The following is a 19,784-nucleotide window of genomic DNA, read 5'->3' as shown; positions in this document are numbered from 1 at the left end:
CTCCCCATACCCGGTATGGTATCGACCCGTTTTCAGGGCGGGTTCGACCCGGACACAGGCCCAAACCGACCCATTTCCGTGCTGAAGCCGACCCGCCTGCGTGCAGGGTTTTTTCCGACGGGTCGTGTCGAATTTAGAGTCAGAAAGCGTCAAAAATCGCTCCTCTTAGGGAGATTTCTCCTGACTGAGCAGCGACCTGTCTCCCAAAAATACCCATTTACGTGAAGTGCATCTTGGGAAACCGACCCGTTCTGCGGACTTTATACCAACTGCCGCGCAAAGCCGGCAGAACAAAATCGACCCGTGGTGATTGACAGTCGGGTCGGTTTTCCGGTCGAATGACAAAAAACAAGAACGCGAGTCGAGTAGTGACCCAATTCCGCACCGTCACCGAGCGGGAAAGCCTTCGTAAGCACGTGGCCGCGATTCATGTCGGCGGCAAGCTTACCTTGTTGCAGCGCAAGCTCAGCAATTGCCTGCTGTTGCATGCCTATGATGATCTGTTGACCAAAAGCTCGCACCGGATAGACGCTGAAACGCTCTGCGCGCTTTCGGGTTATACGTCACGCGATCGTGACACGCTCAAGGCTGCGCTTCGGGCGCTGGCCGAGACCACGGCGGAATGGAACATGCTGGGCGACAATGGCGAGGAGGAATGGGGCATTTCCTCCTTGATCTCCTATGCGAAGTTGACGGGCGGTGTCTGCGAGTACGCCTATTCCGCGCCGCTCGCGGCCAAGCTCTATGATCCGTCCGTCTTTTCGATGATAAACATGCGTATTCAGCGTAACTTTACTTCTGGCCATGCGCTCACACTCTATGAGAACTGTTTCCGCTTCATACGGACGGGGAGCACCGGCTGGTGGGAACTCGACGTCTTTCGCCGCCTTATGGGGGTGCATGACATGGCGTATTACGACGATTACTCGAAGCTTAACGCCAAGATCATCAAGCCGTCGGTCAAGGAAGTGAACGCCGTCTCCGATATCTCGCTGGTGGCCGAGGTGCGCCGCGAGAACCGCCGGGCAAAATACATCCGGTTCCTCATTTCGCGCAATGGCCAAGAAACGCTTTTCGATCTCGGTGACGACGATGCGGTTCGCAAGTCGGACGCCTTTCGACGGCTCGTCCAGAACGGTATCGCAGAGCGGCTGGCGCAGCGCTGGATCTCCGAGCATGGCGAGGACTATGTGGTCGAGAAACTTGATTTTGTCGAATCAGAGCGACGGAAGGGCAGGGTGCGCAAGACCCCGGCAGGCTATCTTGCGGCTGCGATCAAGGGCGACTTCAAACAGGCGGCTCCGGCTCCGGTGAAATCCGTTCCGGCGCCCACGGCGTCGAGTGAGGAAGATATGGCCGAAGTCGAGCGCAGCGCCGAGAAGGAGCGCTTTGCCGCCTGGCGGCAGGCCTGTCTCGAGGTGATAGACGCCAATCTTGAGAAGCGGTCTCCGGCCAGCCGAAAAGCGGTGCGGGATCGCTTCGAGCGCCTGCTGGAGGACGACTTCGAGCGCGGCCAGTTCCGCCGCTACGGCTGGCAGGCGCGGGCGGTCTTTACGAAGGTGCGCGAGTTCTGGTCCGACCTGATTCCGGAAGGTTTGCCAGAACAATCAGATTGACGCGTCTCGCGCACGAGACGAAGCAGCAGAAATGCGGCATCTCGAGAGAGCGCTCCACAGCATCTTTGTCTGGCGAATTCGAGGGCTGGAGCGGGGGAGGGGACATTGCATCTGAATGGGAAGAAGAAGTGAGCGTACCGGCCAACATACCGGACGGTGCGGCACCTGGCTGAGTAGCCATGGCAGGGCCAGTGTGACATGGTGTCGGCTCTGAAAGCGACCATGGCTCAGGCCAATTCGCTTAAAGGCAATCCTAGCGGGCCGCGCATCTGGGATTGCCGCCTGCAGAACCGAGGTGAAGGCTGCGAAGGTCGCTTGCAAAAAGAAGATCAGGAAGTAGACTCGCATGGTATCCGTCACGAAGGGCGGCGGATGTGCCATTTTCGTCCGATAATGTAAACTTCAAAATCTGCTCTGCGAAGCATCATCTTTTCGGTCCTCTCGTAGCTTTGAAATATCGCGAACGCAGCGTCCCCGCTTTCCGGGGCCGATGCATTGTGCGTCTCACGCGAAAACGTTGATCAGGCGTGTTGATGCTTGAGAGGGCATTGCCAACTTGTCATCGGCTGCGGTGGGGTTTAGCCGGTTGTCATGAGAACACCAGCTGAAATGCCGCGCCTGAAAGGCTTCCGCTTCCCGCGCGAAATCATCGCCTACGCCGTTTGGGCCTACCATCGGTTTGCACTAAGCACGGCGGATGTGGAGGATCTACTCGCCGAGCGGGGCGTAATCGTTAGCCGGGAAACCGTTCGCAAATGGGTGAACCGGTTTGGTCCGCATTTCGCACGTTGCATCAAGCGCGACCGGCCCGCGGCTTCTGACAAATGGCATCTGGACGAAGTGGTTGTTCCGATCAACGGCGCGAAGCAGTGGTTGTGGCGAGCGGTTGATGCAAACGGGGACGTGCTCGATATCCTTGTGCAGCCGCGCCGAAATGCCAAAGCTGCCAAGCGCTTCTTTAAGCGACTGATCGCCCGCTTTGGCAAACCGCGTGTCGTCGTGACGGACAAATTGCGCAGTTACATCACACCGATCCGGGCTCTTGCGCATCAAGCTGATCATCGGGCGCACAAAGGACTCAACAACCGCATCGAAGGATCCCATCGACCGACCCGCAAACGAGAGAAGCTGATGGGGCGGTTCAAATCGCCCCGGCAGGCACAGCGATTTCTGGCCACCCATGATCAGATCAACGTCGTCTTTCGTGCCCGCCGCTATCGACTCTCTGCCATCTCATATCGCCACGCCAGGGCCGAAGCATTTGACCTCTGGAAAGGCTACGCTGCCGAAATGACCGCCTGACAGGCACTGCTCTCACGCGCCTCAATCAGACGAAAGCAAGTTGGCAATGCCCCTACACCACATCCCGGGACACTACCGCGTCATTTCTACAGTCAAAGTAGAATGCCTAGAGCACAAGGGCGCCTCCGTCAGGGGCGGATAATCTTATGGGGCACGTTCTGGAACTGGTCGGCTCAGGGGCTGCAATACCCCGCCGACTGCTCCTCTCACAAATTTTCAGGCTTTCCCAGACTACTGAATGTTTGCTTTCCACCGTGGCATACCTATCTATCAATAGTGGGCAAAAAAGCTGCCCAACCGTCCCGTGACCTCCTCCCCGTCACTAGACGCTACTGTGGCGGCCTGCATCATTTGCAGGTCGCCGTAAATTTTGTGCTATTTCCAGTTTATCCACTATAAGTGGGGATCAAACTGTTAGTAACCTTGGTCCAGCGTTGTTTTTAAAGCCAAATACGGGACGCCTGAAATTTAGGCATAAGTTGTAGCGCTAGCTGGTGCTTGCTTGAAAATCTGGGCCCTCAAACTCTTTATTAAGGGTATGCAAGCCGATGTCTTCACACGCGAGACCGACGTCGTTCTAATGCTAAACTTGCATGGAAGAATTCGACGCGCTTTGCGATAGGTTGTTCCGGGATCAGAGCAATGTTGCCAGTTTTTTCACGATGATGGTGATCCGCACTGCGAAAGAAGAAACCGCTGTTCGGATTTGACTGCGCCCGCCTATTGTTGTCACCGCGGCCTGACCATTCGGCACCGAGCAGGAAAGACGGCCGCCAAAAGGGAAGAGAGTTGGCCCTCGTCTTTTTCGGTCACCTGAGATGGTGGCGCAGCAGGGTCCGCCTAAAGCGGTTCGGTGAAAACCTGAATCGGGTAGTTCCCTTGGTCTTCGGTTTGTGTTTCATCCTGTTCAGGAGGATGGTTCATGTCAGCACCTTTGCCGAGGGCGCTTCGTGCGCGATTTCAGAAATACATCGAGGAAGGCTTGAGCGGACGGGCGGCGGCCTTGCAGCTGAAGCTTTCACCTGCCACAGGTGCGAGATGGGCGCGCAAGATCCGGACGCGCGGCCATGCTGATCCCGCCCCGCAAGGACGCCCCCGCGGAAGAGGCAAGCTGGCTCCTTACCGGGCGTTTTTTGAGGAACTTGTTGCTCAGGATTCGGATATCACGCTCTTTGAATTGCGCGATGCGCTGATGGCGGCAGAAGGCGTCGAAGTACACCATTCCTCGATTGCCGCCCTCCTGTCGCGCCTCGGCTTCACCTATAAAAAAAATCGCTGGTGGCCACCGAGCGCCGCCGCGCAAGGGTAAAGAGCGCGCGGCACGATTGGCTGGCACGCCGTATGCCCGCCATGCGGTTGCAGCCAGAACGCGTGTTCATTGACGAAACATCGGTCAAAACCAACCTGACCCGGATGCGGGGCCGCGCTCTGTGCGGACAGCGTCTCGAGATGGACGCGCCCTTCGGAAGTTGGGGAACACAGACGTTTATTGCCGGCCTTACCCGCGAGGCGCTGATCGCACCCTGGGTCATCAAGGGCGCAATGGACGGTCCGGCCTTCGCCGCGTATGTCCGAGAGGTGCTTGTGCCGGAACTGTCGCCCGGCACCGTCGTCATTCTCGACAATCTGGCCACGCACCGAAACGCCGAAGCGGCAGAGGCGCTCCGGCAAGCAGGATGCTGGTTTCTATACCTGCCGCCATACTCACCGGACTTGAATCCCATCGAGCAGGCCTTTTCCAAGCTGAAATCCCACCTGTGCAAGATCGGTGCCCGGACCTTTACCGATCTTTTTCACGCGCTTGGCGATATTTGCCGGATGTTCACCCCGGACGAGTGCTGGAACTTCTTTCAGGCTGCAGGATATGTATCAGGTTAAAACAGAACGGCTTTAGCTTAGCTGTTGGGCCGCACGCGGTCAGCGGTTTTGTTGGCGAAAGCCTCAAGCCGTTCACGCGCCGCGGGCTGGGTGTTAACGATGCCCCCTACAAAAGCCTCTGCATAGGCGGCGTCCATGCCGGACATATTGTTCATGTGGCTAACGGCTGAACAAATGGCAAAGTTCGTTAGCGGCAGATTCTGCGCAACCTTATCCGCCAGTTCCATCGCCTTGGCAAAGCTACAGCCCTCTTCGGTGATGTATTGTGCAAGGCCCAGATCGACGGCCTCTTGGCCCTGATAGACACGGCCCGTCAGGATCATGTCGATCATGCGATACTTGCCGATCATGTCAGACACCCGGATCGTCGCACCGCCGCCGGTAAAAATCCCGCGCTGGCCTTCGGGCAGCGCGAAATAGGTTCCGGGATCGATCACCCGGACATGCGCAGCACTCGCCAGTTCGAGACCGCCGCCGACAACCGCGCCCTTGAGCGCGGCAATGATCGGAACGCCACCATATTCCATTTTGTTGAAGGCCTCGTGCCAGCGTAGGCAGACGTGCATGAAGTCATCGGGGCTGCGGTCCGCCTTCCAATGTTCGACCAGATCCAAGCCTGCGCAGAAGTGATCGCCAGCGCCTTCCAACAACACCGCCCTGACGCCGGCCATGCGCGCGCCACTAAAGAAGCGGATCAGCTCTTCGATGGTAACAACGTCCAGCGCGTTGCGCTTCTCAGGGCGGTTCAACGTCACCACATAAAGGCCATTGTCACGCGCTGAAATCGCGAGTCTTTCGTAAGTGCCGGGGTTCACGACGTCATTCATGGGTCAGGTCCTTTCGAGGGATCAATCAGAGAAGGCCGCGTCCAGCGCGCATTGTGCGCCGTGCAGGATGCGGGTTTGTTCGGTGGTGCATTCGGGCAGGATGTGCCGGGCATAGAACTGCGCGGTGGCGATCTTCTGCGCCAGGAACACATTGTCCTGTCCTGCGTCGCGCGCGGTTTGCGCCGCCAGCGCGCCCTTGGCCAGCGCCCAGCCTGCCGCTAACGTGCCGGATAGCATCAAGAATGGGACAGAGCCCGCAAAAGTCGCGTCGATATCCTTGCGGCTATTTTCTAGCATCCAGTTCAGAGCGGTTTCGAAAGCATCGCGAGCCTGTGCAAGGCTTGCTCCGATGGCCTGTGCCGCAGCGTCGCCGCTTACAAGCTTTGCTTCGGTTTCCGCGATTTGAGTAGCAAACAAGCGGGCGGTTGCACCCCCGTCCCGCATTACCTTCCGCCCAAGTAGATCATTTGCCTGAATGGCTGTGGTGCCTTCGTAGATCGGCAGGATCCGGGCGTCGCGGTAGTGCTGTGCGGCGCCGGTTTCTTCAATAAAGCCCATTCCTCCATGGACTTGCACACCCAGAGAAGTAACCTCGACCGCGCGTTCGGTGCAGAAACCCTTAACCAAGGGGACCATGAATTCGGCCAGCGCGGCCAACTCCGGATTCTCCCGGTGGTGCGCGATATCCAGCAGCCCTGCGGTCGACGCCGCCATGGCCCGCCCGCCTTCTGTGAGACTGCGCATCCGCAAAAGCATACGGCGGATATCCGGGTGTTCGATGATCGGTACGGCACCCTTGCGTTGACCGTTCACCGGGCGGCTCTGAACGCGGTCGCGTGCATAGGCCAGAGCACGCTGATAGGCTCGTTCAGCGATCGCAACCCCTTGCACACCTACCGAGAAACGCGCCGCGTTCATCATGATGAACATGTTTTCCAGCCCGCTATTTTCTGCGCCGATCAGGAACCCGGTGGCGTCATCGTATTCCAGCACAGCCGTCGGGCTGGCGCGCACACCCAGTTTGTGTTCGATGCTTACGCAGTTGACCGCGTTCGCGGCCCCCGGCTTCCCGTCCGGCCCCACCAGTTTCTGTGGCACGATGAAGAGGCTCAAACCCTTTGGCCCGGCTGGCGCATCAGCTGTGCGCGCCAGCACGAGGTGAATGATATTCTCGGTCATATCATGGGCGCCATAGGTGATGAAAATCTTCGTACCCGAGATGCCATAGGTGCCGTCCGCGCGCTGAACCGCCTTTGTCGCGACCCGGCCCAGATCACTCCCCGCCTGCGGTTCGGTCAGGTTCATCGTGCCGGACCAGCGCCCTTCGATCAACGGCGCGAGGTAGGTGACCTTCTGTTCGTCCGAACCGGTCAGCAGCAGCGCCTCGATCGCCCCGTCTGTCAGCAGCGGACAAAGGCCGAAGCTCATGTCGGCTGCATTCAGCATCTCTACCGCCGCCGCGCCAACGGCACGCGGCAGTCCGATGCCGCCATATTGCACGGGATGAGGCAACGCCTGCCAGCCCATTTCGACAAACTGGTCATAGGCCTGCACATAACCTTCAGGCATGGTCACATGGCCATTATAGAACCGAGCGCTCTGTGTGTCCCCGACCTGAGACAATGGCGCGATTTGTTCGGCGCAAAACCGGGCATAGCTCTCCAGCGCTGCGCGCATGTCGGACAGCTGGCATTCGGAATGCACCTCCAGCGCGGACACCGTTTCCCAATGGGACAAGTGTTCGATGCAGAACATTAAATCCTGCACAGGCGGCTGATAGGACATACCTGACTCTCCGACGGAAACTATGACTCCCCGTCATTTAGCCGCTACATTGCTCGCCAATAAGCTCATTTCTTGCCAATTCATTATCCGATCACGCCACGAAAGGCCTTCTCATGACCAGTCATGACCCCATCACTCTGACGACGGTTTCAGCGGGCTTTATAGGTGACTGGCTTGATGCGCTCAAAACCCGATGCACGCCAGATGCACTTGCCTCGCTGTTGGAGCGTTCCGGTTTGCAAACCGGCCCAATGGCGCCCACGCAGCGCGTCACCCTCGAAGAGATCGCCCGGCTGTATCAGCTTGCCGCGCCCGAGATCGGCGATGAGATGATGGGGCTCTGGAGCCGCCCGATCCGGCCTCGCACGCTGCAACATCTCGTCACCGTGCAGCGTGAGGCGAAAAGCCTGGTCTCGGCGCTGTATCGGTTTTCGACGTTTTGGAACCTGCTCTTGGATGATTTCCATCTGGACCTGCGCAACGGCTCGGAGGAGGTGGAACTTTCCTTGGTGCCATATTCGCCGGAAACACCACCGCAGCGATTTGGCCACATGCTTATATTGAAGTTGGCGCATGGGCTACTGTCCTGGCTCGACGGGTCAGAAACGGCCGTGAAAGCGGTTCGCTTTGCTTTCGCCCGCCCTGATTTCGCCGCAGATTACGCGGTCGTTTTTCCTTGCTCGGTGGAATTCGACGCTCCGCACACCAGCATTCTTTTCGATCCAAGCCAATTCAACAGTCCGGTAGCCCGCAGCCGAGCGGAGGCATCCGAGTTTCTTGAGCGTGCGCCGATCGATTGGATCTTCACCGGCTCGCGCGCGCATACCTCCAGCCTGCGAGTCCGCGCTTTTCTTTACGGCGAAACCTGGCAGAACTGCCAACTTCCCGATGCCGCCCGCGCGCTGAAAATCACGCCCCGTACGCTAAACCGAAGGTTGCGAGCGGAGGGGACATCTTTTCAAGAAATAAAGAACGCTCTGCGCCGTGACATCGCCATCCGCGCGCTCCAGCAAAGTACGGACAGCATCGAACAGATCGCCTTTGACACCGGCTTTTCTGCACCGTCGAACTTCCACCGAGCCTTTTACAAATGGACCAACCGGACGCCCGGCTCATACCGATTGTGGGGTCAGGGGACGAACATCGAATTTTGTTCACCGCGTATCTGATCCAGTACCTTCGACGCGGCTTCAATATGCCGGAACAAGCGCTGGCCTTCGTGCCGCACAGTGCGTTTCCAAGTTGCCTTTCGTTTTCAGATGGTCGCGTTCGCTGAAATAGACAATCTCAATCGGTCGCTTCAGCGTAAGGCAGACATCTTTGCCGATTCTGCTCCCTTTTGGCACGTTGCGAAGTCATGCTCGGGGGAATCGAGCAGCACTGCTTCGATTGTGGCAATGTCGACCTTCTTGATCTCCATCATGACAGCCTGCGCACGTGCGGAGGCCGCTCGCTGTAATGTCAGGAGAGCGTTTGTCGCCCTGTGTCGATCGCAAAGGGGTGTCAAGGGTGCCCTTGGCCAATCCTAAACCCGATCCGTAGCAGTTTGGCCTCAACTGACAGTTTGTCAAATGACCTGTTATGCGGCTTCCGAGGTCCAAGATGTAGTCGAACTATTGGAAGAGCGCGGCGTAATAGTCGACCGATCGACCGTTTATCGATGGGCCCAGAAGTTTGGCCCCGAACTGACCAAGCGAACCGAGAAAAATCTGCGCCGGGCTAGCGTCGACTGGCATGTCGATGAGACCTACATCCGCGTCGGCGGCTAATGGCGCTATCTGTGGAGGGCTGTCGATGCAAACGGTCAGATGATCGACTTCCGCCTGACTGCGCGGCGAGATGCCAAGGCGGCTAGGGCCTTACTTAACAAAGTGATTGAGCGTGTAAGGCTCCATCGCCCGGTCACCATCATCACCGATAAAGCTCCGACCTATCGACGTGTCATCCGCGAGATCAATTGTCGCTTTGACCCACATTTTGACAGCATCCGGCATATCGACAAAAAGTGGCGCAACAACCTCATCGAAAGCGATCACGCGGCCATGAAACGGATCCTTGGATAACGTCAGAGCTTTCGATCCTTGTGATCGGCCAAGGCGACCCTAAGCGGGCTCGAGACGATACGAACGATCAAACGCGGTCACATCCATCACAAACAACCAGGGGTCACAGCAGAGATCGCATTCATCGACGGGCTGTTCGACACCAACGCTGTATAAACCCGCCTAAAACACTGTTATCCACATGGCCATCGTCAATTAATGCGACAGTCCCATACCAACGGATGGATGCGTTAGCCTCGCCATTAATTTGGGCCACGGTGAAGGCTTGCCACTCGCGAGGATAGAAGAAATCAGTCTTCAGGGGGTCGAGAAGCCTTCATATGCGGCATTGTCCTGCAACAGATACCCCAGCCTTGAATGCTCCGCCAGCTTTAGAAGCCATGAAGCTGCTTCGACCATTGGAGACCGATAAACATACCTTTGACGCGGGGAAGGAGAAGCAATGCCAAACCCGTAGCCAGCACCATCATAGAAAGTGCGACCGCAAGCGGTTCGGGATCGGAAAAGGAATAAATCACAGCGAACATTGGAAAGATGATCGCAACCACGACCATCAGGGTAAAATACGCGGGCCCATCATCGACGCTCGCGTGGTGAAGTTCCTGCCCGCAACAGCCGCATTGGTCTCTAACCTTAAGATACCCGAAGAGTAATTTTCCCTCACCACAGGATGGGCACCTTAGCCGAAGGCCTCTGAAAATTGCTTTCCGCGTGTCGCGTTCTTTGTCTATTTTCATGACACTATCCGGCCCATTTTTTATCTAGTGCAGGCTCGCAGAGTTCATAGTGACACACAAGCTGAACGCTATCAAAGCACCCGCAGAATGGATATTTGAGATCTCTATCATCGCGCAGCCGCAATGGAAGTCTGGTCTGGTGGAGTTGCCGAGCAGCGATTGACGTCATCTGCAAGCTCCGACTTGGTAAAGGTTTTCTGATGCGGGTCGCGGCCTACTCTCGGTAGCCGGAATGACAACCGCCGACATCGATTCTGATGGTGGCAAACTGCAGCCATTCAGCTGGTCGGAATCTTATGATGCGCCGAGCAATGGTCAGCTCGACGCGGTGATGTGACTGTCGCTCTGGTCGCACCCGACGGTGCTGCAGTACGAAACGGTTCGCCCGCTATGCGCCCTGTCGTTCGATGCGGTGGTGCTGGAGAAATTCGTGGCCGGTCACGCTACCCGCGGGGCTGTTCGGCGGCCAGGAAGAGCTCGCCCGGGCGCTGATCCTCGGGCGCACAAGTACATGAACAACTGGATCGAAGGGTCGCACAGACCGACGCGAAAGTGAGAGCCACCCCTCCGTGGAACTATGTTCAGGCGTTCACACGGAGGGCAGTTTTCCAAATTCACATCCGCTGCAAGAGGACAATCCTGTTGGTATTGGTGCCACGCTGACCATTGGTGACGTTATAAATGTGGGATGATTTGGTGAACTTGGCGTCATGGACGATGACCCCGAGCCTGCGACAGGGCAGGCCCTCCGCTGCGTGCCAAACCAGACGCTCGAGCTTGACGGCGCCGCGCCTGATTTCGCCAACCTCCATGGCGATGTATCCGCCGGGTTTGACGACCCGGATCTGCTCGATAAGCGTTTCACGGATCATTGCGGTCCAATCCGCGAGTGATGCGATATGTGAGAATGCAATGCTATCCCTTTCGATCCCGGCGAACTTCAACCGAAGCCAATGTTCGGCGCCGTAGTTGACGACCGTGCTGAAGGGCGGCGATGTCACGACCAGAGAGACGCTTTCGGCTTTGATCCAAGGGGTGTTAGAGGCGGGTGCCACTTCAATTTTATGCTCCCTGTTGAATGAAGGTGTCCCATTCCGAAGCAGAGAAGCGGTCTTGTTGAGGATGATGCTTTGCACGTCCTTTACCTGAGGTGTCTCTCCACGTTTTTCATTGATCCGGCGCTGCCCTGCGACAGTCGTTGCCTGGTTGGGCGGAAGGGTGTAGCCGCTCATGAACCCTGCAGAATGCCCGGTGAGGCGGGCCAGGACGACCATGAAGATCCATGCGGCGATGGGGTCCCTGGCCGATCCGCGGAGCGGGGCATGCACCTCCAACCAATGCCGCAGGATCCGCAACTGCCGAGCGGTTTGCTCATGGAAAAATTCGCAAGGCAGGTCCAGTGCCGCGAGCTCTCCGTTTTCCCAGTCGACGGTCTCAAGAGCCTCGGCGACAGCTTCCAGGGTTACGTCCGAGCCGATACGCGGCGCAGTGATCAGTTTACTCAACGGGTTGATATCGGAGCTGTATGCAATCCTATCCCTACGGGCGGCCTCGATGGCAACTGTTCCGCTCCCGCCAAAAGGATCGTGGATAATATCGCCTTCGTGGGACAAGGCATTGATGAAGAACGCGGGCAAAAACGGGTTGAACGACGCCCGATACGGGAACTCAAACAAACCATAAGGACGTGCGCCACCGCTTTTATAGAATGCGCCGCAGTAGTAAGGAGTATCATCCTCGATATAGGTATGCGTGAGCTTACCATGATCGCTGGCCTCGCGAATGTCCGTCAGGAACTGAAGCGCATCGGGACCATTTGACAAAGGCGGCTGAAAACTTTGCGAGGAATGCGTTGCTTCAACGGGAGGCAGGGGAAATTCCGCATCCTCAATATTCGCACTGGTATTGTGACGCTTTTTTTCGAGACTGAGGCGCGGCGTGGTGTCGGTTGCGGGTTTGGGCTTTTTCTCGAGTGAGAGAAAGGTTTCGGTTTTCTGCGAGCTCATATCGTTTCCTTAGATTTGACCGGCTGGTTGCCGATTGTGAGAGCCCGCCAACGGGCCTCTCAAGTTCATAAGAGGGAAAAGAGACCTCGCAAGGTTTAGATTGGAAAATATGACCTGCATATTTTATATGTAAATCAGTGAGATGGATCGATTTCGCGCAAGCAGATAGCATAGCGGAAGGCGCAGTTTTTTGTGCCCCCGTCGCAGAAAATACCTTTCCCGAAAGGGGAAAAATTTTGTTGAGCGGTGGCTCGAAGCCATCAATTGTCGAGGTTAAAAATTCAGGTGATCAAAACAAAATAAGATGAGAAATTAGAGAAAATAAATTTTCAACCCACCTCGAGATAAGCGCATTCTGTAACAATTATCACGCGTTTGAGAGTGCCGGGCTGCCGTTTTGGACCCGCGTGTGCGCACCGCGCGCAGCGCTCGGGATGGAATATTCTAGATGGTGGCTAGAAACCTTTGAAAGCGATTGAGGCTATTGCTCGGCGAAAGCTGCGTAGCTTTCGCCGCAGCGATAGCGCGGCGATTGTCCCTGGGGCATTGGGGCTGTGCGGCGAGGATCCCCATTTACCAGTTTCATATCGGGCTGCGTGTGTGGTAACTTTGTAAATGCGGGTTACTTCTATCCATTCAGGGGAACAATGTCTTACTCCGAGAGCAAGAAAGAGTCGATGCGAACAGCATCGGCCGAGCGGCGCAAAAATCTGAAAGAGGCAGGACTTGTGCAAAGATCCGTCTGGATTCGCGAGGAGGATAGTAAAGCTTTTGATGCCGCGACTGCCGCTTTAACCGATCACGCCCGCATTATCGCGTATCTTATCGGATATGATCTTGGGATGACCCCCAAGGAGATTTTCTCTGCTATCAAGAAGCACGGCCTGGCTTATGATCCAGAGGATATGCAGCTATTGCTTTCCCGCGGCTGGATCCACGATGATGACGATGCGACTGAAGCAGTGCTCCGGAAATACAATATGTCTATAACGCTTGATCGCTTGAGATCGTGACTATGGAATAAAAAAAGGGGCTGCGTTTCCACAGCCCCTTTCTGGTATTCCCCGCCTTTGCGGGGCCAGAACGCCAGTTACTGCCTGTAAGCACAGACAAGACGTTTCGATCAATCACGCCTGAGCGTGCTTTGTCTGATCTATCCCCGCCTTTGCGGGGGCACGCCCTCAGCTTTCGCTGAGGGCGATCATCAGGGGCAAGCAAACGTTGTAAAGCTAACGTCGAGTATTTTCTAAGCCGCCCATCCGGCGGAGGGCCGTCCCTGAGACAAATTAACCATACTTCTACCTACAAACTATTGCAAGCAATATTTCATGTAAACTTACAATTTTAGTTACTCGTAAAAGATCCGATGAGAGTGCGCCTCTAGGTCGTGTCGCGAAGGTGGTGGAAATTTGAAGGTGGCGTAATCTCCGGGTGAACTTGAACGCACCCAACCGGCGGCAGCAACCGCCAGGGAGATCACACCATGAAGAACAATACCGATATTGCCGCGCTTTCGCTACTGGCCAATGAAGCGGGCTACGATCCGATCGAGGATCGGCTACGAGAGAATATCCGTGCCACGATCGAAGCGGTCTTCGAAGAGGAGCTGGACGCGTTTCTGGGGCGCTGCCGTTATGATCGGGGCTCCAATAAACCTACGGGCTACCGACACGGTCATCGCGAGCGTCAGCTTGTCGGCACCTTCGGCGCGGAAACGGTGAGCGTTCCACGCGCCCGCGCCATCGATGAGACCGGCAAAATTACCGAATGGCGCTCGAAGGCGCTGCCGCGCTATCAGCGGCTCACCAAGAAGGCTGAGGCCCTGATTGCTTCGGTCTATCTGGCCGGGACCAACACGCGGCGTGTGAAACGGGCGCTGTATGGGCTGTTTGAAGGGGCGGTGAGCAAGGATGTGGTCAGCCGCGCCTGGCGCAAGGTGAAAGTCGACTGGGACGCCTGGGTTACGCGCAACCTGGCCGATGAAGACATCGTGCGGCTGATCCTCGACGGCACCGTGATCAAGACACGCATCGACAAGAAAGCCACGAACATATCGGTGCTGGCTGCCATAGGCGTGCGCCGGGACGGACAGAAAGTGCTGCTTTCCATCAAGAATATGGGCGGCGAGAGCAAAGCAGCCTGGGGTGAGTTTCTCGGCGATCTTGATGCGAGAGGCTTGAAGCGACCGGAATTTGTCATTGTCGATGGCGCCCCCGGGTTGGAGGCGGCACTCGTCGCGCTCTGGGGCGAGGAGCTACCGATCCAGCGCTGCACGGTTCACAAGCACCGTAATCTTCTCGGCCACGCCCGAAACGCATGCAGGACGAACTCACCGAGGATTACCGCGACATGATCTATGCCAACACTGCAGCCGAAGTTGAAAGCCGTCGCAAGGCCTTCCTACGCAAATGGCGGTTGAAATGCCGCGCGGTAGCGGACAGCCTCGAAGAGGCCGGGGACCGTCTGTTTGCCTTTACGCGGCTGGACCCATCACAGTGGAAGTCGGCGCGGACGACAAACGCCATCGAGCGCCTGAACGAGGAGTTCCGCCGCCGCATCAAGACCCAGACCGTCCTGCCCTGCGCTGAAACCGTGCCGATGCTTCTCTGGGCGCTGATGGCATCGGGCCAGATCCAGATGCGCAAAGTGGATGGTTGGGAAACCTTGGCTCAGCCCATCGCTCCGGTCAGCCTTGACCTCGCGGCTTGATCAGGCCCAAATCCACATGCTCGGAGAACGCCGCCGGAGAATTTCCACCAGATTCGAGACACAACCCGCCTCTATTCGCAAGACTTCAGTCTTCTTCAAGCGCCCTCACATCATATTCAGCAGCACCTTTGCAACAGCAGCGGGTTTTTCTCGATGAACCAGGTGCCCTATTTTCGCCAGGGTGATTTTCTGGCTGATTGATGTGAAGCACATTTCATCCTTGGCGGCATCTGCCGGGCACTCTAGTGGATCTTGGCCTCCCCGAAGGATTGTAGTGGGGCACGGTGATTTTGGGTCTTTCTGAAAGTGACGCCTGGATATCTGAAAGGCGCGGATCGCCTCCTTTTTCCATATAAGCGGACAGGACGATCTCGACGAAATCCGGGGTCACGAACGATTTTACAACGCCCGCAAACGCAATTTCACGTTCTGTCGCATCCCAGCCTGGTGACCAGATGGCCCAAAGATACCTTGCGGACCTTTCCATATCCTCTTCAAGGATCTTCTCGGCAGATGACGTATTCAAGAGGTGCTCAAACCAGTGCGCTTCCGAGGTTGAATAGGGGGGCAAAAGTTCTTTGTTTGGTGCCGTGAGCGCGTATCTCCCAAAGCTCAAAAGGCACTCCACATACTCAGGATAAAGTGCCGCAAGCCCCTGGGCGACCCGTGCTCCCCACCCGTGGCCCGCAAACATCGCATTATCGATGTCAAGCGCATCCATGATCTCGAGCACATCCACCATCAGAGATGCTGTATCTCCCGAACGCGACATTGCCTCGTCCCGAAACGTCGTAGGCCCCCCCCCTCATGTAGGGGGCGAAGGTGCGGATGCCTTGATCGGCGAGCATATTCATGATCGGAAGAAATCCGGTGGCGTCATCCGGGAAACCGTGGAGGAAGAAAACGACACGGCCATCCACCGGCCCGCGTTCGAGGATTGCGACCTCATGCGAAGACGTGAACAGTTTGTTCATGAGGGCTCCCTCCTCAGCGGAGGCAGTTCAAGCGCTGAGGAATGGGCCGGAAGCGGTGTATGCGAAGACAAGATCATTGTGAGCTACCTGGCAATCACGCGGCACTAAGCGCATATTTTACCGCATTCTCAGCGATGATTTTAGTCTGAGCATCGGTCAGTGCAATCTGCACACGCTGAGGCGTCTTGGGGTAGCGCTTTTCCCGCGTGATCTGATCCACGCGGATACCCGTGGTCGTCAACGTGGCGGCAACCTTGATGCCGTTCACCGGGAACCGGTATGCCCTGGTATCAGCACCTGCAGAGAGATAGGTGACGCTGGCGCCTGACCGCCATTTTTTCGGCAAATGGTTCAAGCGACTGGTGACAGCCGCCAGAATAGCGGCCTCTACTTCCGTGAGGCTAGGAGTATGCACACCTGCGATATTTGCGTGTACGGTCACCGGATCAAAACCGCGCTTATAGTAAACTTTCATGAGTTCATCCTTCTATTGCCAACAGATTTTCTGTGGCTCTAGAATGTTTCATATGTAGGATTTTTGATCGCGCTAGGTTTCATCTGCATAAAAATGTGGAAAGCTGAACTTTTTCTACCTTTTTCTGTGTATTAACCAGTCAAAATTCCGAAATTCGGCAAATATCTGAAATATTTTAAGAATTCTTGGCGGTTCTAACTTCTGCAATTTTCTCAGAATAATTCGGCACCATCATGCTGGGTGCGTTAAGGGCGGATAATATGACCCGCGCAATCAATGTGACTGGTGCGGTTATTTCTTTCGACAGGCGAATGTGTCCCCGCTCTGCGGAGAATGCCAGACAAAGAATGTTGCCGTTACGTCGAAAGCAGCAAACCGGGATCCGTCATCAAGTGAAATTAGAAAACTTCCGTTCGATTCCTCGATCTGTTCAATGCGCCTCGTCTGAACGGTCGTGTAGGTGGTGGCATCAATCACCGTAGTCGTCCCGCCACAGTTCCATGTGCCGAAAATTGGCAGATCGCCCTCTGTCACCGGCGCACAAAGGTGAAAGCCATTATCGCCTAGGCAGACACCATTCGCCGCCAGTCCTTCACGGGCTTCATCCCTCTTGGCACACCAGCCTTCGATGTTGGCCTGACCGACAGCGCCCCTACACTCTTCGCTGTAAATGTTGAAGCGGGTAAGCAGGCGTGAGGTTTCCTCGGTTGGTCCTTGATAGATGTGACCGTTCGGCGCGGGTCCAAAGGTATCGGCAGCGGCACATGGGCCGAAGCCGGACTGGTTTAGGCACTCTCCTGCGGCAATCGCCTCGTGCCACTCTGGCGTGATCGTCACGAGGCCATCTATCCGCTTTTCCGCCTGCGCAAAGGATGCGGCAAGCGCGCTTGCAATAAAAACAGTATTGAAAAGTTTCATCGAAATATCCTTGCTTTATGTAGTGCAGATTGGTCATGCCCTCGAAATCTCTGCGCTTGTGGTTCAGGCCTCCTGATGGAGGTTTTTGCGGCCATAGGTAACGAGTGTCGCCTCCTAAGATATAGATGGCGACATCAGCCGCATCCGCTTAGAGTCTGACGGCAAGCAGAAACAGAATGGCATAGTAGGATACCACTACATAGAGCGTCAGGCCGACGAAAGTGATGGCGAGGCTGGGGTGCCCATTGCTCCAAGCGATCACTGTCATCACCGGATACACGACTGTGGCCCATGCAGGGATCAGCACGAGGGCAAGCGCGATTGCTAGATAGCTTGCCAGCGCCAAAGCCACAAAACGGAACCCGCTTGGTGCGATTGCAGCTGCGGCACCTTGGCCAACGATCTGCAACTTTATTATTTCGAATATGCTCCAAGCATCTCTTAGAACGCCCGCTTCAAGCTGATCAAGGAGGGCATAGACTTGAGCTGCGACAATGCAGATGACCGCAATAGCTTGGGCAATCTGGGTGGGGATTTGCATCTTTTTTCTCCATAAAGATTCATGCAAATTTCCCTTTTCATAAATTATTTCAGTTATTTATATTACCATCCCGCTGCCATTCGCGTCAAACAAACTTCGGAAAAAATATTTCCCAAACCGCATTTTATTAGCGCAGTGAATGGCTTTGACCGGTGGTGACAGTTCACCGCTATCGCGCAGAAGATGGTCGAATGAGGCACAGATGGACCATTAAACCGTTTAATGTAACACCTGTGCTCCATTTTCATGTGGTCCAGGATACCCTTAATGTTAAACGCAGTTAACAATTCGACGGTATTTGCCAAAAATGTTAACTGCGTTTAACAATCTCTTTAATGCAGCATTGGGCGATCCGCGGCCTCTTCGGCTTTATCCAGCAGCCGCACTACGTGTCGCAACGATAGGCGATGTCCCTGCTTTAGACCTTTATCGACTTGTGCGACGATCACCCCCGCGATCTCTCCATCAAAGCGCTTTTCGGCTTCGCGTTCAGCAAACCTTAGGAGGTGTTGGTGGGTCAGATCTGGCACGTCCACTATGACCATTCGGTCCAAGAGCGCCTGCTCAATATGCGCAAAATTATTTGTAGTGGCGATCCAGGATGCGTGGCGCAAATCGATCGGAACTTGAAAGTAAGGACAGGTCCACGCCGCGGCCGTCGAAGGCTCAATCATACTCATTAAAATTTTCGACAATCCGGGGATCGATCCGCGGGTCGATCCCGCCGCGTTACTGCCAGCATCCAGCTCGTCTAGGATGACCAGCGGATTCCCGAGGCGTTCGGAGATCATCGTAGATATGACCCTCCCTTTGCTCGCCGATCCCCAGCCCTGCGCGACTCCCTGAATATCAAAGACACCGCCGGTTGCTCCAACATCAATCTCGACGGAGGGCACCTGCAGAGCCTGGGCGACCGCACGCGCCCAGGCACTTTTGCCCAGGCCGGGCGCGCCGTATAGCAGCATAGCTCCTACACCAACAGGCAAGCCTAGCTTTGCGCGGCGCAGAGCAATCCGCCATGCGTTTTCTGTGGCCTGTCCGAGCCAAGGAAATTCTTTATGCACAGAAGCAAAAGCTTCGTCGATCTGATGCTCTGTCAGATACACTGCACGCATGCCGCGCGCCGCCGCCGCTAGCGCGTCTCGCTCCTCGGAAGGTATTTTGGATGGGAGTTGAGTTCCGGGCGGCATCACAGATACGCGGGTTTGCACCCACGTCATGATCCGCGCCCGATCTGTTGAGGGCAGCCGGGTGGGGTAGTGTGGGTAATCGAACACCGTCGGTTTCGTGAGCGGGCCATTGATGCTTTCAACGTCACTCTGCCGCATTCGCCACATCGCGATCGCAACCTCGAGCCAATCGGCCACCGGCTGGCTTTGCTCCATCTGATGACGGGTCCGCGCAAGCCGCCTCTGAATCAGCTCCGCGCCGAGCTTTTCGGGATCCGGCTTTGGGGGGCGGATCTGAATAATCTTAATTTTCTTTTGCATTCCGCTTCTCCGGCCTGATCTGCGCCGAGTTTCGGTAGCCGCTTATATTGGGAGATCAGGCAAAATGCGCTTTGTAGCGCTTACCCCGGCCGGGGTTTTTGAGGAGTGCGAATAGAAACATCCTATCTACCAATGCCAGCGCGATCAAGCAGGCTGTGCCGATGATCGTCGCATGGAGACGTCCCTGTTCCCACGTTCCCACCCGTCAGCCTTAGGATGACGGCATAAGAAGGGGGTGATGGAGGAAACGGAGACCTTCATTGAAGGCTCTATATAGCAGGAGTGAGTGGGAACACTGGGAACAGGTTCGTTTGTTTTGAAAAATACGGATTTTTACCGGGAGGTAGGCCGCAGGTTTTCAGATTGGGGGCGGGACTTCTCCTTCGGGTTGCAAAAACCTGACGATATTCGCCCATAGGGACCCATATCCACAGAATAGGGACATCGCGCGTCTCAAGCCGTA

At 56.0% G+C, this 19,784-nt stretch carries 17 protein-coding genes and 1 pseudogene; 8 read left to right on the top strand and 10 right to left on the bottom strand.

The window, feature by feature from the left end; genetic code table 11:
• Nucleotides 1-368 precede the first annotated feature (368 nt).
• The 4 genes from ACGYLC_RS17160 to ACGYLC_RS17145 all read left to right on the top strand — a co-directional run bounded on the left by ACGYLC_RS17160 (nt 369) and on the right by ACGYLC_RS17145 (nt 4,796).
• Nucleotides 369-1,616, top strand: coding sequence for a replication initiation protein (locus ACGYLC_RS17160; protein WP_394424140.1), 1,248 nt, complete (start codon nt 369-371; stop codon nt 1,614-1,616).
• A gap of 591 nt (nt 1,617-2,207) precedes the next feature.
• Nucleotides 2,208-2,918 (top strand): IS6 family transposase, encoded by a 711-nt coding sequence (locus ACGYLC_RS17155; RefSeq protein WP_394424138.1) that lies wholly within the window; start codon nt 2,208-2,210, stop codon nt 2,916-2,918.
• 922 nt (nt 2,919-3,840) lie between these two features.
• The gene (locus tag ACGYLC_RS17150) at nt 3,841-4,227 is read left to right on the top strand and encodes a transposase (protein WP_394424136.1); all 387 of its coding nucleotides are present in this window, start codon (nt 3,841-3,843) and stop codon (nt 4,225-4,227) included.
• Nucleotides 4,197-4,796, top strand: coding sequence for an IS630 family transposase (locus tag ACGYLC_RS17145; RefSeq protein ID WP_394424134.1), 600 nt, complete (start codon nt 4,197-4,199; stop codon nt 4,794-4,796). Before ACGYLC_RS17150 ends, ACGYLC_RS17145 begins: the two co-directional genes overlap by 31 nt.
• 17 nt (nt 4,797-4,813) lie before the next feature.
• On the opposite strand, the gene dmdD is transcribed toward ACGYLC_RS17145, so the two are convergent.
• Both dmdD and ACGYLC_RS17135 read right to left on the bottom strand, forming a co-directional pair.
• Complete coding sequence (gene dmdD / locus ACGYLC_RS17140; RefSeq protein WP_276155124.1) at nt 4,814-5,623, bottom strand: methylthioacryloyl-CoA hydratase; 810 nt, start codon at nt 5,621-5,623, stop codon at nt 4,814-4,816.
• Between the two features lie 21 nt (nt 5,624-5,644).
• On the bottom strand, nt 5,645-7,408 hold the full coding sequence (locus ACGYLC_RS17135; protein ID WP_394424133.1) for an acyl-CoA dehydrogenase: 1,764 nt from the start codon (nt 7,406-7,408) through the stop codon (nt 5,645-5,647).
• Between the two features lie 113 nt (nt 7,409-7,521).
• Here ACGYLC_RS17135 and ACGYLC_RS17130 point away from each other — a divergent pair, with 113 nt between their 5' ends.
• Nucleotides 7,522-8,577 (top strand): AraC family transcriptional regulator ligand-binding domain-containing protein, encoded by a 1,056-nt coding sequence (locus ACGYLC_RS17130; protein WP_394424131.1) that lies wholly within the window; start codon nt 7,522-7,524, stop codon nt 8,575-8,577.
• A 609-nt stretch (nt 8,578-9,186) separates the two neighbouring features.
• Nucleotides 9,187-9,471, top strand: a complete 285-nt coding sequence (locus ACGYLC_RS17125) for a DDE-type integrase/transposase/recombinase (protein ID WP_394424154.1) — start codon at nt 9,187-9,189, stop codon at nt 9,469-9,471.
• Between the two features lie 371 nt (nt 9,472-9,842).
• Here ACGYLC_RS17125 and ACGYLC_RS17120 read toward each other — a convergent pair whose 3' ends face one another.
• Both ACGYLC_RS17120 and ACGYLC_RS17115 read right to left on the bottom strand, forming a co-directional pair.
• On the bottom strand, nt 9,843-10,208 hold the full coding sequence (locus tag ACGYLC_RS17120) for a DUF983 domain-containing protein (RefSeq protein WP_394424130.1): 366 nt from the start codon (nt 10,206-10,208) through the stop codon (nt 9,843-9,845).
• Nucleotides 10,209-10,822: 614 nt separating this feature from the next.
• Nucleotides 10,823-12,214, bottom strand: coding sequence for a DNA methyltransferase (locus tag ACGYLC_RS17115; RefSeq protein WP_394424128.1), 1,392 nt, complete (start codon nt 12,212-12,214; stop codon nt 10,823-10,825).
• A gap of 677 nt (nt 12,215-12,891) precedes the next feature.
• On the opposite strand from ACGYLC_RS17115, the gene ACGYLC_RS17110 reads away from it, so the two are divergent.
• The gene (locus ACGYLC_RS17110) at nt 12,892-13,227 is read left to right on the top strand and encodes a hypothetical protein (RefSeq protein WP_394424127.1); all 336 of its coding nucleotides are present in this window, start codon (nt 12,892-12,894) and stop codon (nt 13,225-13,227) included.
• A 470-nt stretch (nt 13,228-13,697) separates the two neighbouring features.
• A pseudogene (locus ACGYLC_RS17105) lies at nt 13,698-14,923 on the top strand (IS256 family transposase).
• 214 nt (nt 14,924-15,137) lie between these two features.
• Here the strand turns inward: ACGYLC_RS17105 and ACGYLC_RS17100 are convergent.
• The 6 genes from ACGYLC_RS17100 to ACGYLC_RS17075 all read right to left on the bottom strand — a co-directional run bounded on the left by ACGYLC_RS17100 (nt 15,138) and on the right by ACGYLC_RS17075 (nt 19,321).
• Complete coding sequence (locus ACGYLC_RS17100; protein WP_394424125.1) at nt 15,138-15,665, bottom strand: alpha/beta fold hydrolase; 528 nt, start codon at nt 15,663-15,665, stop codon at nt 15,138-15,140.
• Nucleotides 15,631-15,897, bottom strand: a complete 267-nt coding sequence (locus ACGYLC_RS17095) for an alpha/beta fold hydrolase (RefSeq protein ID WP_394424124.1) — start codon at nt 15,895-15,897, stop codon at nt 15,631-15,633. Before ACGYLC_RS17095 ends, ACGYLC_RS17100 begins: the two co-directional genes overlap by 35 nt.
• A gap of 94 nt (nt 15,898-15,991) precedes the next feature.
• A complete protein-coding gene (locus ACGYLC_RS17090) occupies nt 15,992-16,372 on the bottom strand; it encodes a hypothetical protein (RefSeq protein ID WP_394424122.1) in 381 nt (126 codons plus the stop codon).
• A gap of 291 nt (nt 16,373-16,663) precedes the next feature.
• Nucleotides 16,664-17,290: a hypothetical protein gene (locus ACGYLC_RS17085; RefSeq protein WP_394424120.1), complete on the bottom strand. Its 627-nt coding sequence runs from the start codon at nt 17,288-17,290 to the stop codon at nt 16,664-16,666.
• 148 nt (nt 17,291-17,438) lie between these two features.
• Nucleotides 17,439-17,831, bottom strand: coding sequence for a hypothetical protein (locus tag ACGYLC_RS17080; protein WP_394424119.1), 393 nt, complete (start codon nt 17,829-17,831; stop codon nt 17,439-17,441).
• 332 nt (nt 17,832-18,163) lie between these two features.
• Nucleotides 18,164-19,321 carry an AAA family ATPase gene (locus tag ACGYLC_RS17075; RefSeq protein ID WP_394424117.1) on the bottom strand — a complete coding sequence of 386 codons (1,158 nt, stop codon included), beginning with the start codon at nt 19,319-19,321 and terminating at the stop codon, nt 18,164-18,166.
• Nucleotides 19,322-19,784 lie beyond the last annotated feature (463 nt).

The organism is Sulfitobacter sp. 1A12157 (genome assembly GCF_043557345.1).
Taxonomy (GTDB): domain Bacteria; phylum Pseudomonadota; class Alphaproteobacteria; order Rhodobacterales; family Rhodobacteraceae; genus Sulfitobacter.
This window is presented reverse-complemented; position numbering and strand designations above follow the sequence as displayed.

Bases quoted from the DNA above. Each gene is read 5' to 3' on its own strand.
- ACGYLC_RS17155 (WP_394424138.1), top strand. From the start codon at position 2,208: ATGAGAACACCAGCTGAAATGCCGCGCCTGAAAGGCTTCCGCTTCCCG.
- ACGYLC_RS17150 (WP_394424136.1), top strand. From the start codon at position 3,841: ATGTCAGCACCTTTGCCGAGGGCGCTTCGTGCGCGATTTCAGAAATAC.
- dmdD (WP_276155124.1), bottom strand. From the start codon at position 5,623: ATGAATGACGTCGTGAACCCCGGCACTTACGAAAGACTCGCGATTTCA.
- ACGYLC_RS17135 (WP_394424133.1), bottom strand. From the start codon at position 7,408: ATGTCCTATCAGCCGCCTGTGCAGGATTTAATGTTCTGCATCGAACAC.
- ACGYLC_RS17130 (WP_394424131.1), top strand. From the start codon at position 7,522: ATGACCAGTCATGACCCCATCACTCTGACGACGGTTTCAGCGGGCTTT.
- ACGYLC_RS17120 (WP_394424130.1), bottom strand. From the start codon at position 10,208: ATGAAAATAGACAAAGAACGCGACACGCGGAAAGCAATTTTCAGAGGC.
- ACGYLC_RS17115 (WP_394424128.1), bottom strand. From the start codon at position 12,214: ATGAGCTCGCAGAAAACCGAAACCTTTCTCTCACTCGAGAAAAAGCCC.
- ACGYLC_RS17110 (WP_394424127.1), top strand. From the start codon at position 12,892: ATGCGAACAGCATCGGCCGAGCGGCGCAAAAATCTGAAAGAGGCAGGA.
- ACGYLC_RS17100 (WP_394424125.1), bottom strand. From the start codon at position 15,665: ATGGTGGATGTGCTCGAGATCATGGATGCGCTTGACATCGATAATGCG.
- ACGYLC_RS17095 (WP_394424124.1), bottom strand. From the start codon at position 15,897: ATGAACAAACTGTTCACGTCTTCGCATGAGGTCGCAATCCTCGAACGC.
- ACGYLC_RS17090 (WP_394424122.1), bottom strand. From the start codon at position 16,372: ATGAAAGTTTACTATAAGCGCGGTTTTGATCCGGTGACCGTACACGCA.
- ACGYLC_RS17085 (WP_394424120.1), bottom strand. From the start codon at position 17,290: ATGAAACTTTTCAATACTGTTTTTATTGCAAGCGCGCTTGCCGCATCC.
- ACGYLC_RS17080 (WP_394424119.1), bottom strand. From the start codon at position 17,831: ATGCAAATCCCCACCCAGATTGCCCAAGCTATTGCGGTCATCTGCATT.
- ACGYLC_RS17075 (WP_394424117.1), bottom strand. From the start codon at position 19,321: ATGCAAAAGAAAATTAAGATTATTCAGATCCGCCCCCCAAAGCCGGAT.